Here is a 16,176-nt window from a genome sequence, read left to right as displayed (position 1 = left end):
AGGAAATTGTGAGAAGTTTCTTATGAGTATAGTTTTTTATAATTTCATTCTTTTACTTTTTTATAAGAAAATATAATCTGAAATACTTTTAAAAGATTAGGAGAAAATCTATGAAAATTAGACTTGGATATGTTGCTATTTCAAATGTATTAGGAAAAAAAGTAACAAGTTCTAGCACGGTTACTTTCACTAATTATAATAAAATTACATCAGAAGAAAAAAAATTAGAAAAACTAAAAATTGTTACTAGTTCAAATTTAAATGCTTTACAAGAGTTATTAAGATATAATATAGAAAATAATATACATTTTTATAGAATAACTTCAGCTTTAATACCACTAGTTACTCATCCTGAAGTTGGATACTGGGGACATAGAGAAATATTTAAAAAGGATTTTGAATATATAGGTAGGCTTATTAAAAATTCTAATATGAGAGTTGATACTCATCCAGATGAGTTTAATGTTATAAACAGTAATAATCCAAAAGTAGTGGAAAATACTCTAAAAAATTTAATGAGACAAGTAGACTGGTTTGAAGATATGAATTACAAAGAAGGTAAAATGGTAATTCATATAGGGGGAGCAACAGGAGGCAAAGAAGACGCAATAAAAAGATTTATTAAACATTTCAATGGATTTCCTAAAGAATTAAAAGAAAAATTAATTATAGAAAATGATGATAGAACATACACAGCAAAGGAAACATTGAACTTGTGTAAAACATTAAATACTCCAATGGTTTTAGATATTCATCATCACAATTGTAATAATTATGGAGAAGATATTAAAGATATCTTAGATGATATACTTAATACTTGGGAAAATGAAAGTTTACCGCCTAAAATGCATTTTTCTTCACCAAAAGATAGAAGTTTAATAGATAAAGTTGATAAAAGACATTCAGATTTTATAAATGTTAAAGATTTTATAAATTTTATAGAAATTTTAAAAGGATTTAATAAGGATATAGATATAATGTTAGAATGTAAAGAAAAAGATGTAGCATTATTTAAATTAGTAGAGGATATAAAAAGCATTAAACCAGAATACAAATGGATTGATAAAACAATATTCATTATTTAACAATTAGATTTATTTTTTAATAATTAATTAAAAATATGTAGATAAATTTTGAATCTTCCCTTAGAATATAAGCATATTAAATAATGTACTAAGGAGGATTTTTATGAAAAAAGTTAGATATAAATTAATTATGCTTACTGTTTTTATTTCACTTGTAACAGCTATAATTATAAGTGTTACAATAACCTTTAGAAATATACAAACGAATAATAATCTTTTGAAAATTCAAAAGGAGAATTTAAATAATGATTATGATGAAAGAATTAAGGAGCAAGTAGAAATTGCGATATCTATGATAGATGCAATTAACGAGAAAGCTAAAAATGGTGAAATTACTATTGATGAAGCTAAAAAACAAAGTGCAGATTTATTAAGAAAATTGAAATTTGGAGAAGACGGATACTTTTGGGCTGATAATATTGATGGAACTAATATTGTTCTTTTAGGTTCAGAGACTGAGGGAACAAATAGATTAGATACTAAAGATAGTACAGGAAAGTATCTAATAAAAGAAATTATTGAAAATGGTAAGAAAGAAGGTGGTGGGTACACAGATTATTGGTTTCCTAAGAGTGGAGAAACTGAGGCATCACTTAAAAGGGGATACAGTAAATTATATACTCCATACAATTGGATTATAGGAACCGGAAACTACATAGATAATATAGATGAGGTTATATTAGAAAGAGAATACATATTAAAAAAGGACATTCAAGTAGGAATTATAATTAATGTTTTTTTAGTTATAGGGGCATTAATTGTAGCAGTTATTTTATCTGTAATAACTAGCAAACAATTAACTAATCCATTAATTAAAATAAAAGATTTTGCATTAAGATTATCTGGCTATGATTTTAGTGATCCAATTCATATAAGAAGTAAAGATGAATTTGGACAAACAGCAGAAGCTTTAAATGAAGCACAAAAAAATGTAAAAACCTTAGTATCTTTAATTATCGATGAATCTCAAAATATAGGAGCATCTTCAGAAGAACTTTCAGCAACAGTAGAAGAGTTATTTTCTAAAATTGTAATTATAGACGAAGCTGTAGAATCAATTACATCTGCTATTCAAGAATCAGGCGCTGTTACAGAAGAAATAAGTGCCTCTATCGAAGAAGTAGATTCAAGTATAAATGTATTATCTGGAAAGTCCATGGATGGAAGTAACATATCAAATGCTGCAAAGGAAAGAGCTTTAGCAGTTAAAGATAACAGTAACAAAGCTATTGAAGAAACTAGAGAAGTATATAATGAAAAGAAAGAAAAAATGGAAAAAGCAATTGAAGCAGTAATGGTTGTAGAAAGTATAAAGGTTATGGCAGATACTATTGGAAATATAGCAGATCAAACTAATTTACTTGCATTAAATGCAGCAATTGAAGCAGCTAGAGCAGGGGAACAAGGTAAGGGATTTGCTGTTGTTGCAGATGAAGTAAGAAAGCTTGCAGAGCAGTCATCTAATGCAGTAGGAAATATTCAAGAAACTATTTTAAAAGTACAATATGCATTTAAAAATAGTATTGAAGCAGGAAGTGAAATATTGGAATTTATTAATAGCAATGTAAATATGCAATTAGATGCGTATGGAGAAACAGGAGCTAAATATTATGATGATTCAGAATTTGTAAGCCAAATGTCAGATGAAATTGCTGCAATGTCTGAAGAAATAACAGCTACAGTTGGACAAGTTAGTGAGGCTGTGCAAAGTATGGCTGAATCATCTCAAGAGTCTAGTGAAAAAGCAGAAGATATAAGAGAAAGCATGAGAGAAACTACAAAAGCAATTGAACAAATTGCAAAGACAGCTCAAAGCCAAGCAGAACTTGCTCAAAAGTTAAATGAAATGGTACAAAAATTTAATATATAATTTTTAAGGGAAGTCCATTGACTTCCCTTAATTTAACTTTTAAGTTTCCATAATTTCATCTCAAATTATTATATAATCCTTTGAATTTAATTGCTAAGATTGGAATTTGTGAATCAATAAAGTATATCTTTATTTAACATAACTTGTATTATTTTATAAGTAGAGGTAAAATACCTATGGACAACATATGAACAAAGTATGAAGAAGGGAATGAATATAATGTTTAAAAGTTATATTAAAGACATTAAAAATGAATTCAAGGGATATGGTTTGTTAAATTTAAAACAAGATCTAATGGCAGGAATAACTGTTACAGCAGTTGCACTACCACTAGCATTAGCTTTTGGGGTTAGTTCTGGAGCAACAGCAGCAGCAGGATTAATAACAGCTATATTATCTGGGGTAGTAATAGGGGCACTATCTGGAGGATCTTTTCAAATATCAGGACCAACAGGAGCTATGAGTGCAATTTTAGTTGCATTATTTCAAAAATATGGACTAGAAGGTGTATGGATAGCAGGTGCGCTTGCAGGCATTATTCTTATATTAGCAGGTATATTTAAATTAGGTAAGATTGTTTCATATATACCAACACCAGTAATAACTGGCTTTACATCAGGTATTGCATTAATAATAGCAATAGGGCAATTAGATAACTTTTTCGGAGTTTCAACTAAATCATCTGAATCAGCAGCAATAAAAGTATTGAATTTTCTTAGTACCCCATTACACCCAAATTGGTATGCTATCTCAATTGGGTTGTTGGTTGTTATTATTATGATGATATGGCCTAAAAAATTTAATAATATAATTCCATCATCTTTAATTGCATTAATAATAATTTTGGTAATAAATATGATATTTAAATTACCAGTAGATATAATTGGTGATATACCTCAAAAGTTACTTTTAGATGACAGGCTTCATATTACTTCAATAAACTTTGAAATTGTAAAAAGCGTGTTAGTACCAGCTATAAGTATTGCAGCATTAGCAATGATTGAAAGTTTATTATGTGGTGAAGTTGGAAAGAAGATGAAAGGTGATACTTTTGATGCAAATAGAGAATTAATTGCACAGGGAGTTGGTAATTTTATAATACCTTTCTTTGGAGGAGTACCTGCAACTGCGGCTATTGCAAGAACAAGTGTAGCTATAAAGTCAGGTGCGCAAACTAGGTTAGTGAGTATGTTTCATTCTGTATTTTTAATGTTGTCAATGTTTTTATTAGCACCAGTGATGTCTAGTATTCCATTATCAGCACTTGCAGGAATTCTTATGGTAACAGCTTGGAGAATGAACGAATGGGAAAATATAAAATACATATTCTCTAAAAAGTTTAAAGGTGCAATATTAAAATTTTTAATAACTATGTTCGCAACAGTAGCACTAGATTTAACTCAAGCAATATTAATAGGGGTAATATTTTCTAGTTTATTATTTATAGTAAAGATTGCAAATATGGATATATCAGTAAGTGAAGTAGATGAAAAAAGGTTAGATAATATAGTATCAAAAAGTAATAATTTATCAAGTATTAAAGTTATGTATTTTACTGGCCCATTATTTTTTGCAACAACAGAAAAATTTAAAAAGGAAATTTTATCAATAAGAGATGCTAAAGTTATAATATTATCAATGAGGGGAGTTCCGCTAATCGATACATCAGCATTGCAAGCATTATCAGAAGTTATTGAAGAAATAGAAAGTAGAGGCTGTAGAATTATGTTATGTGGTCTGCAGCAGTCTGTTAAAGATATTATTGATAAATCAGGATTTGAAGAAAAATTAGGCAGTAATATGATTTTCTGGAGTGCAGATCAAGCAATTAAAAGTGCAAAAACAATAGTAGCGTAATTATATAGCAAAGAATAAATAACATAAACTAGCTGAAATTTAAGTAAGCTAGTTTATTAGTTTTACAATAAAGATTAAAAATATATTGCATAAAATGTTTACATAATATCAAAATATTGTAAAATATAAGTAAGGGCGTTAGTTATTTTATTTGTGGAGGTGATGTTATATAAAATCTTAAAGATTATATCTTAAAGATAAAAGTTAAGATTGTGATAGACGGAAGATAAATAATTTTTTAGTTGGTATAAGGGAAGGGATAATATGTATAAAGATTTCAAAAAATTCTTATCACTGTTTATTGTTACACTAATAATAATGACTATTACGCCAAGTTCAAAATTTAAAGCTGACACCAATATAGCTGGTAATGGAAGATTACTTGTTGGTTATTGGCATAATTTTGATAATGGAGCTGGAATTGTTAAAATAAGAGATGTAGATCCAGCATGGGACGTAATAAATGTTTCATTTGGAGAAACTTATAGCGATAGAGCAGTTGTAGAGTTACATCCAGTTTATAATGAAAAGGAGTTTATAGCTGATATCGATTATGTACAAAGTAAAGGTAAGAAAGTAGTCTTATCTTTAGGTGGTGCAGAAGGAACAATTCAAATTCCAACAGATGCAGCAAGAGAAAAGTTTATGACATCACTTACAGGTTTAATAGATAAGTATGGATTTGATGGAATAGATATTGATCTTGAAGGTGGAAGCGGAATGATACTTCAACCAGGAGATACAGACCTTAAAAATCCTATTACACCTCAAATAGTCAATTTTATTAAAATTATTAAAGCTTTAGTTGCAAAATATGGAGATGATTTTATTATAAGTATGGCTCCAGAATTATCATACGTTCAGGGCGGAAACACTGGTTATGCAACTAATTGGGGAGCATATCTTCCGCTTATAGATGCAGTAAGAAATGAACTTGATTATCTTCAAGTTCAACATTATAACTGCGGAGGTAATATGGCTCTTGATGGAGTTACCTATAATCAAGGAACAGCTGATTTCCAAGTTGCTATGGTAGAAATGCTACTACAAGGTTTTCAGACAAGAGCATCAAAAAACAGCTTCTTTGCTCCATTAAAGCAAGAGCAAGTAGTAATTGGTGTTCCAGCATCACAAAAAGGAACACTAAATCCAAATTCAGGATATATTCCACCAACAGAAATGCTTAAAGCTTTAAATTATTTAATAAAAGGACAATCCTATGGTGGTTCTTATAAAATGATTGGAGAAAAGTATCCAAATTTAAGAGGAATAATGGCTTGGTCAATAAATTGGGATAATGTAAATAATAAGGAATTCGTTAAAAGCTATAGACCATTTTTTGATTCATTATCACCAATAGTCCCAGAAAGACCATCACTAAAAGCGGCATCAATTAAAGCTTCAACAGTTTCTAATAAAAACTATTCATTAACTATTGATGTACCTGCTTATAATACTGCAATATCATATGAATTATTTGAAGATGGTAAATCCATAGCAACAGGTACATTAACATCAGGATTAACATCTAACCAAGTAGTTAAAAGAGATTTTATTAATAAGAGTTATGGAACCTATAATTATTCAGTAACAGTTAAGGATACAGCTGGGGTAGCTGTAACTTCAGCAAATTGTGTTGTAGAAGTTAAAGAAGTTGAAGTGCCATCAGTACAAGAATGGCAACCAGGAGTTAGTTATAAAATAGGAGATAAGGTGACTTATCAAAGCAAAACTTATGAATGTATATTTACTCACACATCAAATATAGCTTGGATACCAGGAACAGTTCCTACTTTATGGAAACAATTATAATACTATAAAAAATTAATATTTAAAGTTTGGTATAAGGTAGCTAACTATATTTTTATAGTTAGCTACTGAAGCTAAACTATGGATTAATGAAGAGCAAGTAATAATAACAATTATAGTCCCTTTTTATTATAAACCAGTGTATAATAAATTCTATGAACTTTATAAATAGCTTCTAGAAGGGATGAATATACTTGGATAAATCGAAATTTTATACTAATAGGATAAATATAATTATAATTTCAGGAATTTGTACATTTTTATGGGGGAGTGCTTTTCCTGCTATAAAAGTAGGATATGAAATATTTAATATAGCAAGTAGTGATATTGGTTCAAAGCTTATTTTTGCTGGATATAGATTTTCCTTGGCAGGAATTTTTGTATTAATAATAAAATTATCAATAAAGCAAAGTATCTTTAATTTATCCATTAAAGATGTAAAAGAAATTACTATATTAGGATTCGTACAAACAACTTTTCAATATATATTTTTTTATTTAGGAATGACATACACAACTGGAGTAAGAGGTTCAATTATAAATGGAACAGGTACTTTTTTTAGTATTATATTGGCACATTTCATATATAAAAATGATAAGTTAAATTTAAGTAAGATTTTAGGTTGTATAGTAGGATTTACTGGAGTTGTAATAATAAATATTGGAAAATCTTCTGTCTTAGAAGGAGGATTTTCTCTTAGAGGTGAAGGATTTATAATGCTTGCAGCCTTTATGACTTCAGTTTCAGCAATATATAGTAAGAAGATAAGCCAAAATAAAGATGCATATACTGTAACTGGATATCAATTAGCAGTAGGAGGACTAGCTTTAATATTAATAGGACATTTATTAGGAGGAAATCTTTCAAACTTTAATGCTAAATCTACTTCATTATTAATGTATATGTCGTTATTATCATCAGTAGCATTTGCATTATGGTCACAACTTTTAAAATACAATAAAGTCGGAGTAATTTCTATTTTTAATTTTCTAATTCCTATCTTTGGAACTATACTTTCAGCTATAGTACTTAAAGAAAACATATTTGATATAAAGATATTTGTAGCTTTAATATTAGTTTGTGTTGGAATTTATTTAGTATATAAAAAGAAGGATATTTTATAAATAAAAAAGCTTGGAGAAGAACATGGAAAAAAGTAAAGAACTTTTATTAATACGATATATATCTTTTATTATTCTGATAGCTCAAATTTTCATTGAGGAAGGAAACACAGGCATTTTAAGTATAATATTTGTTTTATTATTTATACTTAACAATAATCTTAGAATATTTCATTTTAGTAATGATAAATTAATTATTATCTCAATGATTATTGAAATAATAATATCACCAATAGCCTGTTTAAACTTTGGAGGAAATATTTTATTTTACTTAATAGGATTAATAATAGATGCATTTACATTAAAATATAAGAAAATAAAGTATATATTTATAGTTTTAATATCTTTGATAGCATTATCTATCAGAAGCAATAAAAGTATTGAAGAAGGTTTTGTTAATTTAGTTATTATGTTTATTTTTATAATTCTTTTGAATTACATATCAAGATTATATAGCACAAAAAATGAAGCACAAAAATTATATGACAAACTTAAAATGTCTGAAGAAAAATTAATTGAAGTAAATAGCCAGTTGGAAGAATATCTCACTTCAATAGAAGAGCTAACAGTACTTAAGGAGAGAAATAGAATATCTAGAGAAATACATGATAGTGTTGGACATTCTTTATCAACAGCTATGATTCAACTATCTGCAATGGAAAGTATAGCTAATAAAGAAGGAAGTATGCTAAGGAATATGGCAAGAAACTTAAGAGAATTTATAAATGAAAGTTTTCAAGATGTTAAAAAGGCAGTAAGTGAACTTAAGTCTGATGATTATGATAATTATAGAGGAATAATTAGAATCCAAGATTTGTGCAAGAATTTTGAGAAAATGTCAGGAGTAGAGGTAAATATTACTTTATCAAAGGGAAATTGGACGCTTTCTACAAAGCAAAGCAGCCACTTATATAGAATAACCCAAGAAGTATTATCTAATGCTTTAAGACATGGAAAATCATCCAAAGTTAAAGTAATTATAAACTTTATAGAAAATGAGGTTGTAATATCTTTTAAAGACAATGGAGTAGGAACTGATATTATAAAAGAAAGTGGCTTTGGGCTTAAAAATATAAGAGAAAGAGTTGAAGAAATAGGTGGAACAATTGATATGAATTCAGAAGTTGGAGCGGGATTCTTTATAAAACTTGTAATTCCAAAAGAAAGTGAGAGCTGAAATTATGAAAATAAAAATATTAATTGTAGATGATGAAAAATTAATTAGAGAAGGCTTGAAAATTATGCTTTCAACTTTTGATGATATAGATGTTATTGGCACTGCTGAAAATGGATATAAAGCTTTAGAAATATGTAAAAGTAAAGAAATTGATGTAGTTCTTATGGATATAAGGATGAAAGATTGTGATGGCGTTATGGGAACTAGACTTATTAAGGAGCAATTTACTAAGATTAAAGTTATAATATTAACTACTTTTAAGGACAAAGAATATATTCAAGATGCATTGAAGTATGGAGCATTTGGATATTTATTAAAGGATAGTTCTCATGAAGTTATTTATGAAGGTATAAAAACAGCTTACATGGGAAACATGGTTGTTCATCCTGAAGTTGCAAATGAAATTCTTATTAATAGTAATTATAGTTTAAATAATAAGGAAATAGGAAAGTATGATTTTTCAGATAAAGAAATTCAAATTATCAAGTACATCGCTGAAGGATTAACAAATAAAGAAATTTCAGAAAAGCTTTATTTATCTGAAGGAACTATAAAAAATAATATTACAAACATATTATCTAAATTAAATCTTAGAGATAGAACACAAATTGCAATTTTTGCATTTAAAAATAGAATAGTGACTTAAGTCATTTTGATAGTGACTTATAGTGATGGCAAGCCCCCTAGCTTTATCTTATTATATAATTAAGAAAAGATTAGGGGGCATTTATATGAATATAATAGAAGTAAAAAATGTTACAAAAAGATTTAATGATAAATTAGTTTTAGATAATGTAAGTTATGAAGTTAAGAAAGGAGAAATATTTGGATTTATAGGACCTAACGGAGCTGGGAAATCAACACTAATAAATATAATGACTAGCCTATTAACCCCAGACAGCGGAACTGTTAGAATTTGTGGTTATGATATTTTGAAGAATCCAATAAAAGCTAAAGAATGCATAGGTTATGTGCCGCAAGATATTTCATTAATAGAAGAGCTAAATGCTTATGATAACTTAGAGTTTTTTGGTGCATTATATGGCTTAAAGGGAAAAGAGCTTAAAGAAAGAATAAAAGAAGCTTTAGAAGTTACTGGACTTTATGATAAGAAAAAAGAAAAAGTAAAAAAATTTTCAGGTGGAATGAAAAGAAGACTTAATATTGCAGCAGCCATTATGCATCATCCTAAAGTATTAATAATGGATGAACCTACTGTTGGAGTTGACCCACAATCAAGAAATCATATATTTACTTTTACAAAAAATATCTGTACAGAATGGGGAACAACTGTTATATATACTTCTCACTATATGGAGGAGGTAGAGGAGTTATGCAAAAGGGTTTTTATTATAGATTTAGGTAAGGAAGTGGCTTATGGAACTAAGGAAGAAATTAAGACTTCTGTTTTTCCTAATAACAAGGTAATAATAGAAGGAAGTGATATTACAGGAGAAATTATTTTGAAAATAGAAAAATTAGTTGGAGTAATAAAGGTTAAAGAGCAAGAAAGTAATTTATTTTTAACTATAGATTCAAACTTTAAACTTCATAATGTATTGAGTATTATAGAGGAATATGGAATTAATATAAAAAAGATAAGTTATGAAGATGTAAGGCTTGAAGATGTATTCTTAGCCTTAACAGGAAAAATGCTAAGAGATTAGAGGTGAGATAAGTGAAATTAATATATTATACGAAGACGACTTTAAAAGGAATGATATCTAATGGGGTTCTAACAATCTTATATTTTATACTATTTCCAGTTTTATTAGCATCTTTCATGGGATTTTTTCAGAAAGCAATTACGGAAAGTCCATTAAAATTGAAAACTTTAAAGGTACAAATAAATGATATGGATAATAGTAATATGTCTAAAGATTTAATAGCATTTTTAGAAAGTGATGATATGAAAGAACTTGTTTTAATAACTGATAAAAAAGCAAATATAGAAATTTTGATACCAAAGGGATATGAGAGTAATGTAGTATCTTTAAAAGGTGGAAAAATAAATATAAATAAGTTAGGAGAAGGATTTAATAACTCTACAAATACATTAAAAACTATTTTAGATAAATATCATGAAGGTCTTTATATTAATTTATCTGGTGGATCAAATAAAAATTTGCAGACAATTACAGAAAATTCAGTAGTTGAAAAGATTGATATAAACTCTAAAAAATCATCAACTACCTATGAAAAAATGGCTGCATCAATGATTTCTTTTGTAATTAGTATGCTTATTCTTGGACTTATACAATCTAATTATACAGAATCAAGTATAAATTTTGATAAAAGAATAAAATCAACACCTATAACTAAAAATCAATATTTTTATTATGATTCTTTTGCTTTACTTGTATATTCAACTATAATCATTTCTGGATATGTATTTTTCTTTAGAATTATAGGAATAAGCTTTAAAGGCAGTATCTTTCCTTTAATTACATTAATTTTAACTACATCTATTTTAGTAGTTTCAATAAGCAAATGTATTTATACTTTCTTTGGAGCTGTATATGGTAAAGTTGTTGGGATATTAGTTTTTACATTTCCTATATTAGGTATGGTAGAAACCTTTACTGGAGCAGGAGCTGAACTGAGAATTTTAGATCCAACTCATTATATTTCAAAACTTTTTACTTTATACAATTTAAATGGAAATTTTAGTTTAAATAATAAGGATTTAATATTAATACTTTGCTTTTCACTAATATTATTTATGATTTCAGTGTTAAAAATAACTTTATCTAAGGGGGGAAGAAGATGCGCTTAATAAGATTAATATTAATTAATTTAAGAAGAAATTTAAAAAGTCCAGTTATTTTAATGATGACCTTTCTTCTTCCTATGGTAGTTTTATTTGGAGTAGTTGGTCCGAAATCTGATGATCCATCTTTAGGTAAAATAGGAATATTAGATAAATCTCCATGAAAATATTCGAAAGATTTAATAAATATATTATCTGAAAAGTATGATATAAAAGAGCTAAAAGGAGAAGTAGAAGATAATTATAATGATTTAAGAGATAAAAAATTAGGCGTTATATATGTTATAGACGAAGATTTCGAGGAATTTATAGATAATGGTGAAATGCCTAAAGTAAAATGTTATAGTATTGAAGCTGACATTGGAGCAGTTCTTGGAGATAATATTATAAGTGATTATGTTAATAATTTACTTAAAGAAGGTATAAATGATGGGCTTAGCACTAATACGGTAACAACTATAATAGTAGATAAATTTCAAGAAAATAAAACTGATTATGTTATGGCTATTCTTATGATATGCTATTTTATGATGATAGGAGGTTCTATATTAATTGATGATATAATTAAGCTTAAGGCACAGAAGGTATTAAGAAGAACAATATCAACCGGTAATTCTGATAAAGTAATTTTAGGCTCCTTATATCTATCAGCATTTATTCTTCAAAGTTTAATAAGTTCAATAACTTTAATTTTAGCAATTAAATTATTTAAAATACAAAACTATAATTTAGGTGAAGGAATATTAGTTATAACTTTATGCAGTTTAGTTACTACATCATTAATTGTATTTACTACTAGATGGTTAAAAAATCAAACTATAGCAAGTTTAGCAGTTGTAATCTTTGGATTATTATCCTTTGGACTTGGAATATTTGGTGGAGGCATAGAAGAATTTGATAATGTTCCACAGATAATAAGTAGTTTAAGTATAATATCACCTTTTTCTTGGTTAATTCAAATTATTAATGAAGGGAAAATATTAATTCCAATTATAGTAATAATATTAATGTCAGGAGTATTCTTTACAGCAGGAAGCTTTAGACTTAGAGATTATGTTAAAGAGTAGTAATAGACACATTTTTAGTTATTTGCTAAAATGTAGTGAATAAAACTTATGGAGGGGAATTAAAATGATTTCTAAAAAGCAACTTAAAGATGAAATAATAACTTATGATATAATAACTTACAAAGATGAAGATGGAAAGCAAGTAGAATATGTTGAAGTTATCTTAACAGATAGAATTATTGAAGTTTATATGGATATTAGGGAGGTTAATATAGGGCTTATAGCAAACAAAATTATAGAAGATAATTTATATAAATAGATTAATAGTATTGGAGTTGATAATTTATGAGAAAATTTAATAAATATCTTAAATGGGGATTATTAGTAAATTTAATATGGTTAGTATCAAGTCGTTTCAATTTACTTCCAGACTTTATAGAAGGCTTTTGCGTTGGGCTAGGTATTGTTCTATTATTAAATGGAATTTATATTGAAAGCCATAATTTAAAAAAGTTAAAGAAATATAAAAGAAATTTTTTAAATAAGATAAAGTAAAGATCTAAATTGTAGATATAAAGGCTAAGGTAAATAGATATGATTATTTCACATATTCTATTTATCTTAGCTAATTTTTTATATTTATTATTTATAATAAAATACATATGTTAGAAAAAATTAAGAAATATATTTTAAATTTGTAAGAGCTACATGTTATCATATAGTTAGTAAAAATTAACAAAGGTTTTAAGGGGATATTAAATGAGTTATTTATTTAAATATTACAGTAAGCAATATGATAAATTCATGAAGATATTTCATTTAGATAAAAATAAAGAAATAATAAAGGTAATTAAGGATGTTAATAATTTAGATATTTTAGATATAGGTGGAGGTACAGGGACTCTTTCAGATATTTTAATAAATCTAGGTGCGGATGTAACTATTCTTGATCCAGAAAAAAAAATGACTAATATAGCTAAGGTGAAAAATAATAAAGTTAAAATAATTAATGGATATTCAACTAATATAGATTTGAAAGATAATTCATTTGATTTAATTATAATGAGAGATTCATTTCATCATATAAAAGATAAAGAAGAAACTTTAAAAGAATGTAATAGATTACTTAATAATAATGGCAAAATTTTAATTTATGAATTTGATAGAACACATATAGTAACTAAACTTATATGTTTTTTTGAAAGAAGTTGCTTTGAGAAGGTTAAAATGTTATCAAAAAATGAAATGAAAAAGTTGGCTTCTAGATATTTTAATAATGGAGAAATAATTGAAATATCTAGCTATGAATATATATATTTAGGAGAGATCTTGAAGGGTAGTATAAATCCTTAGATAAAAAACAGCTATAAAAATCAAAGGGGTTATTTTATGAATGTATTAAAAGGGCTATATAAAATTATAAACTTATTTTTATGTAAAAAGTATACAAATTTAAATGATATAGCAAATTCCTATACAAGAGTAAGTGAAAATTACAACAAGTCTTTCTTAAAAGAAATGCACAAATACAATAAAGAAATGTTAAATAAAGTTATTATAAGGTATAGTGATGATAAAGTTAACTTATCACCTAATATTCTTGATCTTGCTTGCGGGACAGGCTTCAATAGTAACTTTATAAATTCAAGAATCAAGAACTCAAAATTTACTTTAGTAGATATATCAGAAGGGATGCTAAATCAAGCGAAAAACAACTACAGCTTAAATGCGGAGTTTATAGAAAATGATATGATATCTTTCCTTAAGAATTCCAAAGATAATACCTTTGATATTGTTATATGTGCCTGGGCAATTAAATATCAAAACCCGCATGAAATTATAAAGGAAGTTTCTAGGGTTTTAAAAAAAGATGGGTATTTTGCCGTAATAGTTAACTTGAAAGATACATTACCAGAGGTTAGAAAGATATATCCAAAACTTATTTTGAAAAATTATACTAAGGTAAATAGAATAATGAAAGAACTTCCAAATCCAATTAGTCATAAAAGCTTTAGAAGATGGTTTGAAAAAGAAAACTTTAAGAAATTAGAAATAGCAAGTGGATCACATAAGTTTTCTTTTAAGGATACTAAAGATTTAGTTTTATTTATTACATCAACAGGAGCTCTAGCTGGATTCGATGCTATGGTGGATATGGAAGATGAAAGTATTAAAGATTCAATGATTAAACTATTTAATGAAAAAAAGATTAATACAATTACTCATAAATATGTTTGGGGGATTTTTAGAAATGATAAGTAATGCAATTCCAATTATAAAAGCAATGATAAATAATAACGTAAGAAAAAATTTCTTTTATATACATATGCGATTTAAAGAAAGCAAAAATTATAAGGCTATAAATATTATAAAATGTGGAATGAATGTTATAAAAAATGATAGACTGGTTATTCATAATGGTAATTTTGTAGTTAACTCATTTTTACCACCTTTAAATAGTATAGCTTATAAAAGTATTGTAGATGCAGTTCCAGGAGAGAAGGCTGAATTCTTTTATAATCATACTACAGGAAGAAGGCTGGCTCCAATTTCTACTTATATAGCTATTACAGGAAGATGCATGTATAATTGCTGGCATTGTAGTGCAAAAAGATTTATTAAAGATAAGGAAGATAAATCAAAGGAAATGACAACCAATGAAATAAAAGACATTATAAAATCACTTCAAGATTTAGGTGTTGGAATAATTGGGTTTACAGGTGGTGAACCTCTTCTTAGATTGGACTTAGAGGAAATAATAAGTAGTATTGATAACAGAAGTATTTCTTATTTATTTACAAATGGGTATTCATTAAATATTAATAAAGCAAAAACACTAAAAAAAGCAGGACTTTTTGGTATAGGAATAAGTATAGATAGCATATATAAAGAAAATCATGATAAAAAAAGGGGTTATAATGGAGCATATGAAAATTCAATTTCAGCGATAAAAAACTCTAAGGAAGCTGGACTTTATACTATGGCACAAACTGTATGTACAAAAGAAATGCTAAAGAGTGGGGAAATATATAAATTAGGTAAGTTTTTAAAAACATTAGGAGTAGATGAACTTAGAATTCTAGAACCTATACCATGTGGATCCCTTTTAGTAAAGTCAAATGAAATATTTTCTAAGGAAGACAAAGATGAACTTATTGATCTTCATATAAAATTTAATAAAGATAAAAATTATCCTAAGACATCTGTTTTTCCATATGTTGAATCAAAAGATCAATTTGGATGTGGAGCAGGGGTACAACATTCTTATATAGATAATGAAGGAAATTTTTTGCCTTGTGACTTTGTTCCAGAAGCATTTGGAAATGTTCTAAAGGAGGATATAAAAGATATATGGGATAAAATGCATGAGAAATTGGGAAGAGCTAAAACATATTGTTATGCAAAAAAGTGTGATAAATGCAGTGAAAATGATTCACCTAGGTACTATAAGTTACTTAGAGGAGAATAATTATAAAATAT

Annotated in this window: 15 protein-coding genes and 1 pseudogene; all 16 read left to right on the top strand. The window is 27.0% G+C overall.

Features of this window, described 5'->3' with window-relative positions; genetic code table 11:
* Positions 1-110: 110 nt before the first annotated feature.
* Positions 111-1,085 (top strand): UV DNA damage repair endonuclease UvsE, encoded by a 975-nt coding sequence (uvsE, locus tag AAT22_RS12145; protein WP_047001416.1) that lies wholly within the window; start codon positions 111-113, stop codon positions 1,083-1,085.
* Positions 1,086-1,188: 103 nt separating this feature from the next.
* Positions 1,189-2,955 (top strand): methyl-accepting chemotaxis protein, encoded by a 1,767-nt coding sequence (locus tag AAT22_RS12140; RefSeq protein ID WP_047001415.1) that lies wholly within the window; start codon positions 1,189-1,191, stop codon positions 2,953-2,955.
* 198 nt (positions 2,956-3,153) lie between these two features.
* Positions 3,154-4,812 (top strand): SulP family inorganic anion transporter, encoded by a 1,659-nt coding sequence (locus tag AAT22_RS12135; RefSeq protein WP_347456979.1) that lies wholly within the window; start codon positions 3,154-3,156, stop codon positions 4,810-4,812.
* Between the two features lie 264 nt (positions 4,813-5,076).
* The gene (locus AAT22_RS12130; protein ID WP_047001414.1) at positions 5,077-6,624 is read left to right on the top strand and encodes a glycosyl hydrolase family 18 protein; all 1,548 of its coding nucleotides are present in this window, start codon (positions 5,077-5,079) and stop codon (positions 6,622-6,624) included.
* Between the two features lie 191 nt (positions 6,625-6,815).
* Positions 6,816-7,745 carry a DMT family transporter gene (locus AAT22_RS12125; RefSeq protein WP_016207615.1) on the top strand — a complete coding sequence of 310 codons (930 nt, stop codon included), beginning with the start codon at positions 6,816-6,818 and terminating at the stop codon, positions 7,743-7,745.
* A gap of 22 nt (positions 7,746-7,767) precedes the next feature.
* Complete coding sequence (locus tag AAT22_RS12120) at positions 7,768-8,919, top strand: sensor histidine kinase (protein ID WP_016207616.1); 1,152 nt, start codon at positions 7,768-7,770, stop codon at positions 8,917-8,919.
* 1 nt (position 8,920) lies between these two features.
* Positions 8,921-9,565, top strand: a complete 645-nt coding sequence (locus AAT22_RS12115) for a response regulator transcription factor (RefSeq protein WP_040436767.1) — start codon at positions 8,921-8,923, stop codon at positions 9,563-9,565.
* Between the two features lie 85 nt (positions 9,566-9,650).
* Positions 9,651-10,586: an ABC transporter ATP-binding protein gene (locus tag AAT22_RS12110; protein ID WP_016207618.1), complete on the top strand. Its 936-nt coding sequence runs from the start codon at positions 9,651-9,653 to the stop codon at positions 10,584-10,586.
* Between the two features lie 11 nt (positions 10,587-10,597).
* Positions 10,598-11,695 carry an ABC transporter permease gene (locus tag AAT22_RS12105; RefSeq protein ID WP_047001413.1) on the top strand — a complete coding sequence of 366 codons (1,098 nt, stop codon included), beginning with the start codon at positions 10,598-10,600 and terminating at the stop codon, positions 11,693-11,695.
* The gene (locus tag AAT22_RS19435; RefSeq protein WP_242849819.1) at positions 11,686-11,853 is read left to right on the top strand and encodes a hypothetical protein; all 168 of its coding nucleotides are present in this window, start codon (positions 11,686-11,688) and stop codon (positions 11,851-11,853) included. Before AAT22_RS12105 ends, AAT22_RS19435 begins: the two co-directional genes overlap by 10 nt.
* Before the next feature lie 15 nt (positions 11,854-11,868).
* Positions 11,869-12,756: pseudogene (locus tag AAT22_RS12100) on the top strand (ABC transporter permease); the annotation flags it as partial.
* 64 nt (positions 12,757-12,820) lie between these two features.
* Positions 12,821-13,015 (top strand): hypothetical protein, encoded by a 195-nt coding sequence (locus tag AAT22_RS12095; RefSeq protein WP_016207621.1) that lies wholly within the window; start codon positions 12,821-12,823, stop codon positions 13,013-13,015.
* A gap of 26 nt (positions 13,016-13,041) precedes the next feature.
* Positions 13,042-13,251, top strand: coding sequence for a hypothetical protein (locus tag AAT22_RS12090; RefSeq protein WP_016207622.1), 210 nt, complete (start codon positions 13,042-13,044; stop codon positions 13,249-13,251).
* 204 nt (positions 13,252-13,455) lie between these two features.
* Positions 13,456-14,049, top strand: a complete 594-nt coding sequence (locus AAT22_RS12085) for a class I SAM-dependent methyltransferase (protein WP_052953957.1) — start codon at positions 13,456-13,458, stop codon at positions 14,047-14,049.
* Positions 14,050-14,085: 36 nt separating this feature from the next.
* Complete coding sequence (locus AAT22_RS12080) at positions 14,086-14,958, top strand: class I SAM-dependent methyltransferase (protein WP_047001412.1); 873 nt, start codon at positions 14,086-14,088, stop codon at positions 14,956-14,958.
* A complete protein-coding gene (locus AAT22_RS12075; RefSeq protein ID WP_047001411.1) occupies positions 14,948-16,165 on the top strand; it encodes a radical SAM protein in 1,218 nt (405 codons plus the stop codon). The genes AAT22_RS12080 and AAT22_RS12075 overlap by 11 nt, the downstream gene beginning before the upstream one ends.
* Positions 16,166-16,176: the final 11 nt, after the last annotated feature.

This window comes from Clostridium sp. C8, from assembly GCF_001010885.1.
Taxonomy (GTDB): domain Bacteria; phylum Bacillota; class Clostridia; order Clostridiales; family Clostridiaceae; genus Clostridium; species Clostridium sartagoforme.
The sequence above is the reverse complement of the archived record's forward strand: the minus strand, read 5'-3'. Positions and strand labels throughout refer to the sequence as shown.

Excerpts from the sequence above, each read along its gene's own strand:
- uvsE (WP_047001416.1), top strand. The coding sequence starts at position 111 with ATGAAAATTAGACTTGGATATGTTGCTATTTCAAATGTATTAGGAAAA.
- AAT22_RS12140 (WP_047001415.1), top strand. The coding sequence starts at position 1,189 with ATGAAAAAAGTTAGATATAAATTAATTATGCTTACTGTTTTTATTTCA.
- AAT22_RS12135 (WP_347456979.1), top strand. The coding sequence starts at position 3,154 with ATGAAGAAGGGAATGAATATAATGTTTAAAAGTTATATTAAAGACATT.
- AAT22_RS12130 (WP_047001414.1), top strand. The coding sequence starts at position 5,077 with ATGTATAAAGATTTCAAAAAATTCTTATCACTGTTTATTGTTACACTA.
- AAT22_RS12120 (WP_016207616.1), top strand. The coding sequence starts at position 7,768 with ATGGAAAAAAGTAAAGAACTTTTATTAATACGATATATATCTTTTATT.
- AAT22_RS12110 (WP_016207618.1), top strand. The coding sequence starts at position 9,651 with ATGAATATAATAGAAGTAAAAAATGTTACAAAAAGATTTAATGATAAA.
- AAT22_RS19435 (WP_242849819.1), top strand. The coding sequence starts at position 11,686 with ATGCGCTTAATAAGATTAATATTAATTAATTTAAGAAGAAATTTAAAA.
- AAT22_RS12095 (WP_016207621.1), top strand. The coding sequence starts at position 12,821 with ATGATTTCTAAAAAGCAACTTAAAGATGAAATAATAACTTATGATATA.
- AAT22_RS12090 (WP_016207622.1), top strand. The coding sequence starts at position 13,042 with ATGAGAAAATTTAATAAATATCTTAAATGGGGATTATTAGTAAATTTA.
- AAT22_RS12085 (WP_052953957.1), top strand. The coding sequence starts at position 13,456 with ATGAGTTATTTATTTAAATATTACAGTAAGCAATATGATAAATTCATG.
- AAT22_RS12080 (WP_047001412.1), top strand. The coding sequence starts at position 14,086 with ATGAATGTATTAAAAGGGCTATATAAAATTATAAACTTATTTTTATGT.
- AAT22_RS12075 (WP_047001411.1), top strand. The coding sequence starts at position 14,948 with ATGATAAGTAATGCAATTCCAATTATAAAAGCAATGATAAATAATAAC.